The organism is Winogradskyella sp., from assembly GCF_016744625.1.
Classification (GTDB): Bacteria; Bacteroidota; Bacteroidia; order Flavobacteriales; family Flavobacteriaceae; genus Winogradskyella.
Window position 1 is genome coordinate 1 of sequence record NZ_JADGDZ010000087.1, and the last position, 14834, is coordinate 14834.

The 14834-nt window shown below is 32.3% G+C and carries 13 protein-coding genes and 2 pseudogenes; 12 read left to right on the plus strand and 3 right to left on the minus strand.

Annotated elements, in window-relative coordinates:
• From QZZ53_RS14350 to QZZ53_RS14360, 3 genes and pseudogenes are all read left to right on the plus strand, one after another.
• A pseudogene (locus QZZ53_RS14350) lies at nucleotides 1-90 on the plus strand (dUTP diphosphatase); the annotation flags it as partial.
• 25 nt (nucleotides 91-115) lie between these two features.
• Nucleotides 116-268 (plus strand): annotated as a pseudogene (locus tag QZZ53_RS14355) (sugar phosphate nucleotidyltransferase); the annotation flags it as partial.
• Between the two features lie 59 nt (nucleotides 269-327).
• The gene (locus QZZ53_RS14360; protein ID WP_296385933.1) at nucleotides 328-867 is read left to right on the plus strand and encodes a hypothetical protein; all 540 of its coding nucleotides are present in this window, start codon (nucleotides 328-330) and stop codon (nucleotides 865-867) included.
• Here QZZ53_RS14360 and QZZ53_RS14365 read toward each other — a convergent pair.
• Genes QZZ53_RS14365 through QZZ53_RS14375 form a run of 3 tightly spaced genes read right to left on the minus strand, consistent with a single transcriptional unit; the run spans nucleotide 856 to nucleotide 2982 of the window.
• Nucleotides 856-1248, minus strand: a complete 393-nt coding sequence (locus QZZ53_RS14365) for a DoxX family protein (protein WP_296385934.1) — start codon at nucleotides 1246-1248, stop codon at nucleotides 856-858. The two genes, QZZ53_RS14360 and QZZ53_RS14365, sit on opposite strands and share 12 nt — an antisense overlap.
• A 57-nt stretch (nucleotides 1249-1305) precedes the next feature.
• The gene (locus QZZ53_RS14370) at nucleotides 1306-2220 is read right to left on the minus strand and encodes a metallophosphatase (RefSeq protein WP_296385936.1); all 915 of its coding nucleotides are present in this window, start codon (nucleotides 2218-2220) and stop codon (nucleotides 1306-1308) included.
• A gap of 3 nt (nucleotides 2221-2223) precedes the next feature.
• The gene (locus tag QZZ53_RS14375; protein ID WP_296385938.1) at nucleotides 2224-2982 is read right to left on the minus strand and encodes a 5'-nucleotidase C-terminal domain-containing protein; all 759 of its coding nucleotides are present in this window, start codon (nucleotides 2980-2982) and stop codon (nucleotides 2224-2226) included.
• 71 nt (nucleotides 2983-3053) lie between these two features.
• Between QZZ53_RS14375 and QZZ53_RS14380 the strand changes: the two genes are divergently transcribed.
• The 9 genes from QZZ53_RS14380 (at nucleotide 3054) to QZZ53_RS14420 (ending at nucleotide 14664) form a co-directional block, all read left to right on the plus strand.
• Nucleotides 3054-3572, plus strand: coding sequence for a hypothetical protein (locus QZZ53_RS14380; protein WP_296385939.1), 519 nt, complete (start codon nucleotides 3054-3056; stop codon nucleotides 3570-3572).
• On the plus strand, nucleotides 3572-4456 hold the full coding sequence (gene dapA, locus QZZ53_RS14385) for a 4-hydroxy-tetrahydrodipicolinate synthase (protein ID WP_296385941.1): 885 nt from the start codon (nucleotides 3572-3574) through the stop codon (nucleotides 4454-4456). Before QZZ53_RS14380 ends, dapA begins: the two co-directional genes overlap by 1 nt.
• 108 nt (nucleotides 4457-4564) lie before the next feature.
• A complete protein-coding gene (gene bamD, locus QZZ53_RS14390; protein WP_296385943.1) occupies nucleotides 4565-5365 on the plus strand; it encodes an outer membrane protein assembly factor BamD in 801 nt (266 codons plus the stop codon).
• 11 nt (nucleotides 5366-5376) lie between these two features.
• On the plus strand, nucleotides 5377-5709 hold the full coding sequence (locus QZZ53_RS14395; protein ID WP_296385954.1) for a DNA-directed RNA polymerase subunit omega: 333 nt from the start codon (nucleotides 5377-5379) through the stop codon (nucleotides 5707-5709).
• A gap of 7 nt (nucleotides 5710-5716) precedes the next feature.
• Nucleotides 5717-6928, plus strand: coding sequence for a bifunctional phosphopantothenoylcysteine decarboxylase/phosphopantothenate--cysteine ligase CoaBC (gene coaBC / locus QZZ53_RS14400; protein WP_296385945.1), 1212 nt, complete (start codon nucleotides 5717-5719; stop codon nucleotides 6926-6928).
• The gene (locus QZZ53_RS14405) at nucleotides 6921-7808 is read left to right on the plus strand and encodes a DUF4835 family protein (protein WP_296385947.1); all 888 of its coding nucleotides are present in this window, start codon (nucleotides 6921-6923) and stop codon (nucleotides 7806-7808) included. Before coaBC ends, QZZ53_RS14405 begins: the two co-directional genes overlap by 8 nt.
• 132 nt (nucleotides 7809-7940) lie before the next feature.
• Nucleotides 7941-9593 (plus strand): DNA repair protein RecN, encoded by a 1653-nt coding sequence (recN, locus tag QZZ53_RS14410; RefSeq protein ID WP_296385948.1) that lies wholly within the window; start codon nucleotides 7941-7943, stop codon nucleotides 9591-9593.
• Between the two features lie 104 nt (nucleotides 9594-9697).
• Nucleotides 9698-10516 (plus strand): SDR family oxidoreductase, encoded by an 819-nt coding sequence (locus tag QZZ53_RS14415; RefSeq protein ID WP_296385950.1) that lies wholly within the window; start codon nucleotides 9698-9700, stop codon nucleotides 10514-10516.
• A 125-nt stretch (nucleotides 10517-10641) separates the two neighbouring features.
• Nucleotides 10642-14664: an FG-GAP-like repeat-containing protein gene (locus tag QZZ53_RS14420; RefSeq protein WP_296385952.1), complete on the plus strand. Its 4023-nt coding sequence runs from the start codon at nucleotides 10642-10644 to the stop codon at nucleotides 14662-14664.
• The last annotated feature ends 170 nt before the right edge of the window (nucleotides 14665-14834 follow it).

The window sequence follows — 14834 nt, forward strand, 5'->3', positions numbered from 1 at the left end:
AAACATGAACGTGCAGAATGGATTGAAGTAGAAACGCTTTCTGAAACATCTCGTGGCGAAGGCGGATTTGGTAGTACAGGAGTAAAATAAATAAAGGACTTAAGAGATTAACAATATGAAAATAATAGTACCAATGGCAGGTCGTGGCTCACGTTTACGTCCACATAGTTTAACAGTGCCAAAACCATTAATTCCTGTAGCAGGACAACCAATTGTACACAGATTGGTAAAAGATATTGTAAAAGTATTAAATCAACCCATTAATGAAGCTGTTTTTACGCATTAGTGTATTTCTTTTGGTTTTTAGTAATATTTGCTTTAGCACAATTGCTAAGCGTTTATGCCTATTATGGTCCACAAATAGAGTATGGTGAACCAGACTACTATTATTATGGTGCTAATCTACTATATATAGTGTCGTATATGTTTCTAATCTTTAAAATACTTAGAGGATTAGATTTAAAAGCTGTGTTTTCTGAACTTTCTATTCCTATCTTAATATTGGTTGTTCTAGATGTATTTTGTGTATCCATAGTTTCTGCAACAACAGAGAATGTATTTTCATTCTATGAATACGCTTTAGAATATGGGTATAATGCAGTAATAATGATTTTATTATCTGTAACTCTAATTAATTATATGTACCGAAATGATAATAAGTCCATGTTGTTTTTAGTAGGCGCTATTTGTATTGTATTTTCTGAAATCATTCAACTGTCATACTACTACATATTGGAGAATAATAATGATTTAGGCTTTATCTACTCGTTCTTCTTGGTAGTTGCATTTGTATTCTTATATCTGCAATCGCAGTTAGAATTTACAGGCCCAGAACCTGAATATACAGATGAACAATTAGAAGTTTAATTTTTCGCCAATAAAAGGAATCTCTTTTCTTTGAGAATATAAAATAATAGCACTTAATATAAAAGTGATAACTGCAGTATAAAATAATACACCTCCATCACCTTTTACTTCAATACCTAATTGCGTTAAGTGCATCATAATTGCACCTCCTATTAGACCAAGTGATAATGCAGCACCAGCCCATATTGTTTTTGGTATAAGAAGTAAAATACCAGCAATAAGTTCTAAGACTCCAATTGCTATTCTTCCAAAAGGTTCTAAACCTACGGTTTCAAAAATATAAACGCTATCTGGATGTGCGGTGAATTTAAAACGAAGTGTCTGAATTAATATGATTGCGACTACAATACGAAGTACTAGGATGATTTTGTTAGATTTCATTTTTTAATGGTTGAGTTGAAATCTTAGACGTTTCAATTTTAGATACTTACAAATTCATTAAACAATTATTGAAGCTCCTTCCGCTTTTGTAGCTTTTCCAGGTTCAAAATAAAAGTCGATTTTCCCTAGATATAGTCCATATGCACCAACTTGATTAACCAATACATTTTTTCCTGCGCTATTTTTTTCGATAGTCGGTTTTGGTAAAAAAGTGTGTGTATGTCCTCCAATAATAAGGTCGATATCCTTTGTTGCTCTAGCCAAATTTATATCGCTAACTCTATCCGGACTTTTTTTATAGTGATAACCAATATGAGATAAACAAATCACTAAATCGCAAGACTGCTCTTCCTTTAAGAGACGAGACATGTCTTGAGCAACCTCTATAGGGTTGTGGTAAACCGTTTCTTTATACATTTTTTTATCTACTAAGCCTTCTAATTGAATACCTAGGCCAAATACACCAATTTTAATCCCGTTTTTAATAAAGGTTTTATAGGGTTTTACATGGGTATCCATTACTGTATTAGAGAAATCGTAATTTGCCGAAACAAAATCGAATTTTGCATGTGGCAATTGTTTGTACAAACCGTCTATTCCATTATCAAAATCGTGATTACCTATAGTTGCTAAATCATAATCTAACATACTCATTAGTTTAAATTCTAGCTCACCTCCATAATAATTAAAGTATGGAGTGCCTTGAAAAATATCGCCAGCATCTAATAATAAGGTATTCGGATTTTCTTTTCTAATAGATTCTACTAAAGTTGCACGTCTAGCAACTCCTCCTTTATTTGCATTTCTACCATCATCTGGTCCAAAAGGATCGATATGACTATGTACATCATTAGTATGAAGAATAGTTATTTTTTTAGTTTCTGATGACATAAAAGATTGTAAACCTAATCCGCCAATACCTGCTAAAGCTGTAGCAGCTGTAGATTGTTGTATAAATTCTCTTCTCTTCATGACTTAGTTGTTATGTTTAATAAAACGATTATCGCGTTTAGGGCTCAGAGTATCTTGTTTTTTGAAATAATCGATTAGTACATTTCTAATTTTATAATCCAAAACATAAAGGCCTTCATTTGGATGGAAAAATGTCATTCTATCTCCACCATTATATAGGTAATCGTTTGTTGCAACATAGTATGTTTCTTCTATGTCTACTGGTTTTCCATTTATGCTAGCTGAAGAAATTTCAAAGTCTTTGTCTAGCGTTAGTTGAAACTGACTAGATACAGGATGCGCTCGCTTCGCTTTAGATAAATAAGTAAACATGTCATTTACTTGTTTACCTTTTAATGCTACAACTACTACAGAGTTTTCAAAAGGCATAACTTCATAGGCTGTTCTGGATGTTATATTTCCTTTCGAAATTATAGCACGAATACCACCATGATTCAACAGTACGAAGTCAATATTATTACCAGTTCGTTTATTAAAAATAGGATTACCTTCACTATACACTGCATCTGCCATTAAATTTCCAATAGCAGTATTTAATTCACCATTAGATTTAGAATAGGTTTCTGGTGCATAAGAAATTACACTGTCTAAATCGTTATTTACTCTTTCTCTGTATGGTTTTATGAAATTTTCTATGTCTTGATTAGACGTTAGTTTTTCGTCAATATTTAGTCTTTTACCTTCAATTTTTGAAATATGTGAAGATTGACACGAAAAAATAAGCAGTAAGAGACAGAGTTTTAATAGATGTTTACTAGTCATTGAATAACTTATATAGAGTTTACAGCAAAATGTGAGTGCTTTTATTAAATTTGCACAAAGTCTAAAGGTAAATGATTTTAAAGGCATTTAAAGAAAAATCAAATCAAAAATATGTCAACAAATTGTTGGCTGCGCGTAAAGCTGCGGTAAATAACAATAAAGTAAAGACAATTGCGGTTTTATTAAATGCAAAGGAGTATGATGATTTTGAGACGTTTAAAGCTTTTTTTAAGGCTTTGAATTTAACGTCACCAAAGCATAAGATAATTGCATTTACAACTGATGATAGATTAGATCATAATCAATGGGATACTTATTATAGTCCTAAAGATTTTGGATGGAAAGGAAAAATAAATAATACTGACTTGCAAGACTTTATTGATGAAACTTATGATGTTTTGATAAGTTATTATAAAGAAGAAACATTGCAGTTAAATTTAATAACAGCAGCTTCTAAAGCAAATTTAAAAGTGGGTTTATCTCGAAACGATGAGCGATTATATGATCTCATTATTAATGTTAAGCCTAAAGAAATACAGATATTTAAACGAGAATTTAAAAAATACTTAAACATTCTAAATAAATTATAATGACCAAATTTATAGGCACAGGTGTAGCTTTAATAACACCTTTTAACTCAGATTTAAGCATCGATTTTGATGCGTTAGAGCGCTTGGTTGAATATAACATTGAAAACGGTACAGATTACTTAGTAATCAGTGGTACTACAGGAGAAAGTGTTACAGTAACTGCTGAAGAGAAGAAGCAGTTAATTAAATTTATTTCGGAAGTTAATAAAGGCAGATTACCATTGGTTTTAGGTGTTGGTGGAAATAACACGGCTAATGTTGTTAATGAAATTAAGTCAACTGATTTTTCTGATATAGACGGTATTTTGTCAGTGTCACCATATTATAGCAAACCAACTCAAGAAGGGATTTATCAGCATTTTAAAGCCATTGCAGAAGTAGCACCAAAGCCAATTATATTATATAATGTGCCTGGAAGAACAGCGTCTAACATGTCTCCTGAAACTACTTTAAGATTAGCAAAAGATTTTAATAATATTGTGGCTGTTAAAGAGGCAGGTAATAATGTCCATCAATATTTAGAATTATTGAGAACTAAGCCAAAAGATTTCTTGGTGTTGTCTGGTGATGATGATTTAGCCTTAGGTGTAGCCTTAGCAGGTGGATCTGGTGTGATTTCTGTAATTGGTCAAGCGTTGCCTAAAGAATTCTCTCAAATGATTCGTCTAGGTATTGCAGGTAAAGCCAAGGAAGCGTATGATATTCACTTTAAATTAATGCCGATAGTAGGGCTGATTTTTTCTGAAAACAATCCTGCTGGTATAAAGGCTGTGTTAGACGGATTAAATATCTCTAAATCTCATGTGCGTTTACCACTTGTAGAGGCAACAGATGCACTTAAAGAAATCATCAAAAATGAATTGAAAATTCTAGGTAAAAGTTAAACTTAATCTAAATTAGTTTTAACACTAAAAACAACCCTTATTTTAGCATATAATTTTTGTTTTCTAAATCCGTTAATAATGCATACTTTTGCATTCTGTTTAAAATTTATGAAGAAAGGACTTTACATACTATTAATAAGTATTCTATTTGTTTCATGCTCTGATTTTCAGAAAGCTTTAAGATCTGAAAACGTTGCAGAGAAGTTTGAAATGGGTACAGAACTTTTTGAAGCCGAAAAATGGGCTAAAGCACATCGCATATTTGAACAAATTCTTCCAAAATATAGAGGGAAACCTCAAGGAGAAAAATTGACATTTATGCATGCTATGTGTTCTTATAAGCTAGGTGATTATTATATAGCAAGTTATCATTTTGATAAATTTACAGATCTTTACTCTGCTAGTGAGAAAATTGAAGAGGCTGCTTATTTAGCTGCTAAAGGCTATTATTTTAATTCTCCTGTATATTCTAAAGAACAGAAGGAGACGGTTGAAGCTATAGAGAAGTTGCAGTTATTTGTAAACGCTTATCCAGATTCTCAGTATTTAGCTGAAGCCAATAAACTGGTTAAAGAGTTAGATTATAAATTAGAGAAAAAGGCATTTGAAATTGCTAAACAGTATGATTTAATTAGAGATTATAAAGCATCTATTAAAGCATTCAATAATTTTTTACTTGAGTTTCCAGGTACGACACTAAGAAATGAGGCGTTATTTTATAGATTTGATGCAGCTCATAACCTTGCAGTTAAGAGTGTAGATTATTTAAAGAGAGAACGTATAAAAGAAGCTATAGGCTATTATGAATCATTAAAGAGAGCATTTTCAAATTCTGAATTTTTGGAAGATGCAACGATGATGAAAGATAAATTACAACAAGAATTAAATACAATTAACACTAAAAGTTAAGCATTATAATGATGGATTTAAAAAAGACTGATGCACCAGTAAGTTCTATTACTTACAACAGAAACGAAATCGATGCTCCAACGGATAATATCTACGAAGCTATTTCTGTAATTGCTAAACGTGCAGAACAAATTAACACAGATATTAGACGTGAGTTAATTGACAAGCTTGAAGAGTTTGCAACTTATAACGATAGTCTTGAAGAAATTTTTGAAAACAAAGAACAAATTGAAGTATCTAAGTTTTATGAAAAGTTACCAAAACCACACGCTTTAGCAGTTAAAGAATGGTTAGATGATAAGATTTATCACAGAAATACTGAGGATCCTCAGCCAGAGCACTAGACTATAGATGTCTATTCTAAAAGACAAAAATATTTTATTAGGCATTACTGCTGGTATTGCTGCATATAAATCTGCTAGTTTAGTACGATTATTTATTAAAGCAGGCGCAAACGTAAAAGTTGTTATGACGCCTGCTTCTAAAGATTTTATAACTCCACTTACACTTTCTACACTTTCTAAAAATCCTGTGTATTCATCCTTTGTTGATGAAGAAGATAATAACCAAGTTTGGAACAACCATGTTGATTTAGGGCTTTGGGCAGATATATTTGTGATAGCACCTGCAACTGCAAATACAATGGCTAAGATGGCGAACGGAGTTTGTGATAACATTCTTTTGGCAACATATCTATCAGCAAAATGCCCTGTGTATTTCGCTCCCGCAATGGATTTAGATATGTATAAACATGAATCGACTGAAGCGTCATTCGAAAAATTGACATCTTACGGAAATGAATTAATTCCTGCAGGAACTGGTGAGTTAGCAAGTGGCTTGGTTGGTGAAGGTCGTATGGCAGAACCTGAGGATATTATTCGTTTTATTGAAAAAGATATTTTAGATCAACTACCTCTAAAAGGAAAGCAAATTTTAATTACAGCAGGCCCAACTTATGAAGCTTTAGATCCTGTACGATTTATAGGAAATCACTCGAGCGGAAAAATGGGATTTGAAATAGCGAATGCAGCAGCGAATCTTGGTGCAGAAGTTATTTTAGTAACTGGACCAACACATCAAAATTTATCTCATAGTCATGTAAGTATTAAGCCTGTTGTGAGTGCAGATGAGATGTATAATGAGGTACACAAGCATTTTAAATCTTCGGATATTGCTATACTTTCAGCAGCAGTTGCTGACTACAGACCAAAAACTGTAGCGAATCAGAAAATAAAAAAGAAAGATTCAGCGTTTAGTATAGAGTTAGAAAAAACTAAGGATATTTTAAAATCACTTGGTGAGATTAAGGCCAATCAATTTTTAGTTGGTTTTGCACTCGAAACTAATAATGAATTAGAACATGCCAAAGGCAAGTTAAAGTCCAAGAATTTAGATTTAATTGTTCTAAATTCTTTACAAGATAAAGGAGCAGGTTTTGGAGTGTCCACAAATAAAGTTACATTTATAACATCGTCAGAAGAAGTTATAGAAAACAAGCTTAAATCTAAAGCAGAAGTCGCTAAGGATTTAATGCAACAAATATTAAAACAACTAGATGCGTAAGATATTAGTTTTATTAGCCTTTTTATTTACTGTAGTTTCTTTCTCACAAGAGTTAAACTGCACAGTTAATGTTATTGCACAACAAACAGGAAACGAAAATAATGTTGTTTTCAAAACTCTAGAAAAGCAATTAACAGAGTTTGTAAATAATACACAATGGACTAATAAATCTTTTGGTCAGCAAGAGCGTATTAATTGCAGTATGGTTATTAATGTTAGAGAATATAGTAATGATTTGTTTTCTGCATCGCTTCAAGTATCATCGTCGAGACCTATTTATAATTCAACCTATAGCTCGCCAGTTTATAACTATAATGATAAGGACTTTAACTTTCAATATTTAGAGTTTCAAAACCTAGTTTATAATCCAATTCAGTTTGAGTCTAACTTAATTTCTGTATTATCTTTTCATGTGTATATGATTTTAGGAATGGATGGTGATTCTTTTGCACTTAATGGAGGTACTGAATACTTAAAACAAGCACAAACTATTGCTAACTATTCGCAACAGCTAAACGGACAAGGATGGAAATTAGAAGATGGTTTACAATCGCGTTTCGCTCTTATTGATAATCTAATGTCTCCAACATTTAAAGAGATGAGGTCTACTATGTATAATTATCATATTGGAGGTTTAGATGTAATGAGCGAGAGTTCTAAGAAAGGAAAAGCACAGGTAATATCTGCGTTGTCAGAATTACAGAAAGTTCATAGAAGCCGACCAAATTCGTATTTAATGCGTGTGTTTTTTGATGCAAAGTCCGACGAAATAATGGATGTTCTTTCTGGTGGACCAAGTGTAAATGTCACAGAAGCTATTGATATTTTAAACAGAATAGCACCTATGCATTCTCAAAAATGGAGAAACATTAAGTTTTAAAAATCCCTAAATTTACTTCATAACTTAAATTTGTTATTCTAAATTCATTTCAGAATCTTGAATATTTTTGTACCTATTTCATGTTATGAGATAGTAAAAACTTAATTTTGTATTCATAAATCAAAAGAATTCTTGCTCACTTCATTATACATAAAAAATTACGCACTAATCGATGAGCTTACTGTACGGTTTAATAATGGACTTTCTATTATTACAGGAGAAACTGGAGCAGGTAAATCTATATTATTAGGAGGGCTATCCTTAATTTTAGGAAAGCGTGCAGATTTAAGTCAAGTAAAAAATAGCGAAGAAAAGTGCATTATCGAAGGAGTTTTTGACATTGCTAATTATAATTTAAAGCGGTTATTTAAATCTTTAGATTTAGATTATGATGTGCAAACCATCATTAGACGAGAGATTTTGCCTTCGGGTAAATCGAGAGCTTTTATTAATGATACACCAGTGACCTTAGAGAGCTTGGTTGCTTTAAGTAATCATCTTATAGATATCCATTCACAACATCAAACACAACAACTTACGCAAGACGATTATCAGTTTCAAGTTATCGATGCATTAGCTAAAAACAAACTTAGCTTAGATAAGTTCTCAAAGTCTTTAAGATTATATAAATCGCTTCAGAAATCCTTAGAAGAAATAAAGAATTCTAAAACTGAGATGATTAAGGAATATGATTATAATCTTTTTCTTTCTAAAGAGTTGAACGAAGTAGATTTAGAATCTGTTAATATTGAAGATTTAGAAGCTCAGTATGAAGAGTTAAATAACGTGGAAGTTATAGGTGAGAAGTTGAGTAGAGCTAAGGCAATTTTAAATGCGGAAGATTTAGGAACTATAGATCAACTCAATTCAGTAAAACAAGAATTATCTAAAATCTCAAGTCATGGAAAAGCTTACGAAATCATTAATGAGCGAATTGTAAGCATTAGTATAGAGTTAGACGATATTTTAGTAGAGCTAGATAATCTTGAAGATAATCTATCCTCAGACCCTCAAGAATTGGAACGTGTCAATAGTAAACTTCAAATTATAAATAACTTGTTTCAGAAGCACTCTGTTTTAGGAATTGATGATTTAATTACTATAAAGAATCAACTTCAATCTAAAATAAACAATACTGAAAGTTTAGATGCTACGATAACAAATAAAGAACAAGAAATTCTTCAAGTAGAAGAAGAACTCAGTCAAATTGCTCAAAAAATACATCAAAATAGAAAAGCTGTAATACCGACTTTTGTTTTAAAATTAGAAGCTCTTCTTGCAGATTTAGGAATGCCTAATGCTAAATTTAAAATTGAACTCACTCGTTTAGGTCATTTTGCTATAAACGGAAAAGACAGTTTGCAGTTTTTATTTATGGCTAATAAAGGATCGAGCTATAATGCGCTTAAAAAAGCAGCCTCAGGTGGTGAATTATCTCGTATTATGCTAGCTATAAAATCTATTTTAGCTGAATATATTCAATTGCCTTCTATAATGTTTGATGAAATTGATACAGGTGTTTCTGGAGAAATTTCTAATAAAATGGGAAACATTATGAAACAAATGAGTCATAAAATGCAGGTGTTTACAATTACGCATCTGCCACAAATTGCAGCTAAAGGAGATTCTCATTATAAAGTATTTAAAACAGATGTAGAGGATGTAACACATACGCAGCTTAAAAGATTAAATGAAGAAGAGCGCATTGTAGAAATTGCACAAATGCTAGGTGGTTTAAGCATTACAGAATCTGCTATGGCACATGCCAGACAATTACTTAATTGATTTGTCATTTTAAGAGGTGTAAAATCAAAAATTTAGCTTAGCTAGGCTTATCATCATATATTGAATTTAAATATTACAACAATCGACTAATTAAAAATAACACTATGTATAACTTACTTAAAGGAAAAAAAGGAATCATATTCGGAGCATTAGACGCAAATTCTATTGCATGGAAAACTGCAGAACGTGTGCATGAAGAAGGAGGTACATTTGTATTGACTAACGCACCAGTTGCTATGCGAATGGGACAGATTAATGAGTTGGCAGAAAAGACGGGTTCTCAAATTATTCCTGCAGATGCAACTTCTGAAGAAGATTTGCAGAATCTGATAGAGCAGTCTATGGAAATCTTAGGAGGTAAGTTAGATTTTGTTTTGCATTCTATTGGTATGTCTATCAATGTAAGAAAAGGGAAACATTATACAGACCAAAATTATGCATGGACTCAAAAAGGAACAGACGTTTCTGCAATGTCTTTTCATAAAACAATGCAAACGCTATACAAAGCAGATGCGATGAATGAATGGGGAAGTATCGTTGCTTTAACTTATATGGCTGCACAACGTGTATTTCCGGATTATAATGATATGGCGGATAATAAAGCCTATTTAGAAAGTATAGCACGTAGCTTTGGGTATTTCTTTGGTAGAGATAAGAATGTACGTGTAAACACCATTTCGCAATCACCAACACCAACAACAGCAGGTAGTGGAGTAAAAGGCTTTGATGGGTTTATTGCTTATGCAGAAAAAATGTCTCCATTAGGTAATGCAACTGCTATGGATTGTGCTAATTATACAGTGTCTTTATTTAGTGATTTAACAAAGCGAGTTACTTTGCAAAACTTATATAATGATGGTGGTTTTAGTAATATGGGAGTAAGTGATGCTGTAATGGATGCTTTTGTAAATAATCATAGCTAACTTCTTTTAAACAATAAAGTATTTATCTTCTCTTATAACGATGTTTATTTTATTTGGTCGATATTTTATTGCTAAAATTTTTACAGAATTCTATTTCCACTATATTTAGAGATAAAAATCTTATTATGAGAAATTATTACTTATTATTAATTACATATGTATTTTTTTGCCATAATATAAGTGGTCAAACTTTTGAGAGAGTTGAGAGCATCGTTGGATTAGGGCTTTTAGAAGAAAATAATGGTGTTGCAGTTGCAGATTACGATGGAGATAATGATCTCGATATTTTTGTAGTTGCAAAAGCAAAAGACGAGCCAAATAGTCCTAAAACCATTAGCAGATTATTTAGCAATAATAATGATGGTACATTCTCAGATGTTACTGAGGTTGCAGGTTTTGAAGATTTATTATCTCAAGAAGAAGGAGGCGACGATTATTTGGGTTTAGATGGAAATAAAAGCGGTGCATCTTGGGGAGATTATAATAATGATGGTTTTCCAGATTTATTTTTAACCTATTCACTCAAAGTACAATTGTGGAGAAATTTAGGAAATGGTACGTTTGCAAATGTCACAGGGATTTCTGGGTTCGATACCACTAATGAATGTCAAAATACTGGAGCGACATGGTTCGATTATAATAATGATGGCTTATTAGATATTTACATAAGCGATTGGGGAGAATGTGGTACTAATCAATTGTATAAGAATAATGGAAACAGTACATTTTCAGATGTAACAATCTCTACTGGAATTGAAGCATCAACAGATTTAGCAAGTTATACAGCATTGCCTTTCGACTTTAACTCAGATGGTTTTATTGATTTATTAGTCTCTAATGATTCCGATGAACCTAATAATCTTTATGTCAATAACAGCGGAAATACTTTTACAGATGAAGCTGTTGGATATGGTTTTAATACCATAGGAGATAATACAAGTATTGCCATAAGTGATTATAATAATGATGGTAATTTTGACATATTTATAACAGCAACAGACAACAATTTCTTTCTAAATAATAATGGAGATAATACCTTCACTGAAGTTGCAGATGTGCTTAACGTTGGTAATACAAATTGGGCTTGGGGAACAAAATTTTCTGATTTCGATTTAGATGGTGATGAAGATTTGTTTGTAACCAATGGTTATCTATTTGAAGGGAGAAGTAAAGAACCTAATTTTTATTTTAGAAATCTTACTGTACAAGGTCAAGAAACCTTTGAAGATGCTTCTGCAGAATTAGGTTTAAATGAACAAACGATTAGTGTAGAAGCTATTGATTTCGATTATGATAATGATGGTGATATTGATTTATTTGTAACCAATAGTGATGGATCATCGTTTTTATATGAAAATAAGACTTTAAATTTTGATGATACAAACCCTTCCTTGCATTGGTTTAAGGTTCAGTTAGAAGGTACAACATCTAATCGTGATGCAATTGGAACTACGTTAACACTGACAACAATTAATGGAACTTTAAAGCGTTATTATTCTGGAGTAGGATTTTTAAGTCAAAGCCTTCAAGGTGTTCATTTTGGTTTAGATAATGCGACACAAATAAGCGAATTAGAAATTCAATGGCCATCTGGTTTAGTAGAAACTTTCAATAATTTAGATTCTAATATTACAATTAAAGCAACAGAAGGCGAAGGAATTGAGGTTTTAGATATTGAGCCTAGTCAAAAAATATACGGATGTACAGATTCAGTATCTTGTAATTATAATCCTAATGCAGCATTAGATGATGGTTCATGTACTTATTTGTCATCACATACTATAAATGGTAATACAACCTCCTCTTTCTTAAGAACAGAAACTTATACTTATAATATTACTGCTGGTTCAACAGCAATATGGCAAGTGTCAGGAGGAGAACTTTTAAGTGGTCAAGGCACAAATACTATTTCAGTAAAATGGCATCTTGAAGACTCTGGTCGTGTAGCAGTAACAGAAATGGATAGTCAATGTTCTAGCTTAGAAGTTGCAATTGATATAGAATTGGGTGTTGATAATCTTCCTGAAGATATTTCTATTGCAAGATTGTGGAATGAAGTTTTATTAGAGGCTATTAGAGATGATTTTGCCAGACCAACAGTACATGCTAGAAACTTATTTCATACCAGTGTAGTTATGTATGATATTTGGGCAGTTTATGATAATGTTGCCACACCTTATTTAATTGGTAATACCGTAAATGGATATTCAAGTACTTTAGAAGAATTTACACCAAACGAAGACATGGAAACGTCGTTGAGTAAATCAATTAGTTATGCTATGTATCGTTTAATGTCTTATCGTTTTCAAAACTCTCCAGGCGTAGATGAAACGCAAGCAAGACTTGACTTATTGATGGAAAAGCTAGATTATGACACAAGCATTATATCATTACTATATGAAGATGGAGAAGCAGCAGCATTTGGTAATTATGTGGCACAAATTATGATTACTTATGGTCTGCAAGACGGCTCTAGAGAAGTAACAGGTTACGATAATGCTTATTATGAACCAGTTAACGACCCTTATGCATTAGATGCTAATGCAGGTGTTAACCCACCAATTAATGACCCAAACCGTTGGCAACCTTTGGCGTTGGATATCTTTATTGATCAAGGTGGCGAAATTATAGATACGGATACTCCACCGTTTTTAAGCCCAGAATGGGGAAATGTGTTTTCATTTGCATTGAATGATGAAGATAAAGTTACATTTCAAAGAGATGGCAATGATTTTAATGTATTCCATGACCCTTCAGATCCACCATATATTAGTCTAACTGAAGATAATGCAGATAGTGATGCTTATAAATGGGGATTTTCAATGGTCTCGGTTTGGCAATCACATTTAGATCAAAATGATGGAGTCATGTGGGACATTTCACCTAATTCCATTGGTAATGTAGATATAAGTACATTTCCAACAGATTATGCAGATTACTCTAGTTTTTACAACTTTTTTGAAGGGGGATCAAATAGTAATGGACATTCTTTAAATCCTGTTACAGGAAGCTCATATGAAGTTAATATGGTGCCAAGAGGTGATTACGCAAGAGTACTTGCAGAATTTTGGGCAGATGGACCAGATTCTGAAACTCCACCAGGTCATTGGTTTACGATTTTAAATTATGTAAACGATCATCCGCAGTTTGAAAAGCGTTTTGAAGGTGAAGGAAGTATTCTAGACCCTTTAGAATGGGATGTCAAAACCTATTTTATTATGGGTGGTGGTATGCATGATTCTGCAATCTCTGCATGGAGTGTAAAAGGTTGGTATGATTATATACGTCCTATTTCTGCACTTCGCTCAATGGCTGAAAAAGGTCAAAGCACTAATAATACCTTAGATAATTATGATATTGGAGGTATTCCACTTATTACAGATTATATTGAAGTTGTTGAAATAGGCGATCCACTTGCAGGTTTTGCTAACCAGCATGTTGGTAAGATTAAGCTATATACATGGAAAGGTCACGACTTTATTAGTGATACAGAAACTGACCAAGCTGGCATAGGTTGGATTTTGGCAGAAGATTGGTATCCTTATCAAAGGCCAACATTTGTTACACCTCCATTTGCAGGTTATGTATCTGGTCATTCAACATACTCAAGAGCCGCAGCAGAATTAATGACTATGGTTACAGGAAGTGAATTTTTTCCAGGTGGTTTGGGTGAATTCACGGCAAAGGCAAATGAGTTTTTAGTATTTGAAGAAGGACCTTCTGTAGATGTTGTGTTACAATGGGCAACCTACAGAGACGCATCAGACCAAACAAGTTTAAGTAGAATTTGGGGAGGTATTCATCCACCAGCAGATGATATTCCTGGGCGTTTTATTGGGCAAACGGTTGCTGAAGATGTTTTTGATTTTGCAGTGCCTTATTTTCAAGGTTCACTTAGTATAGAAGAATATGATAAGTCTATTACTATATATCCAAATCCAACAACCAATAAAGAAATTTTTATTAGTAATACTAATATTACAGATACTATTAAAGTTTTTGATGTTAGAGGACGTAAAATAGATATAGAAAATAGAGCTTATAATAACTTAAATAATACAACCTCAATAAAGTTGAATTCTTCAGCTATTGGATTGTACATTATTAAAGTGAATAATACTTCGGAAATGATTGTTGTGAAAGATTAATAATCATAGTATTTCCAATTATTCTTGTATCAAAGAAGATTCAGGTTATAGATTATGTATTAAAGAATTTTGGTATTTGAGAGAATGTGATTCAGTTATGATTGCTTATATAAGCATTAAATAGTCAATAATCGATTTTAATCTCATTTTGAAGCTCTACTATATATAGT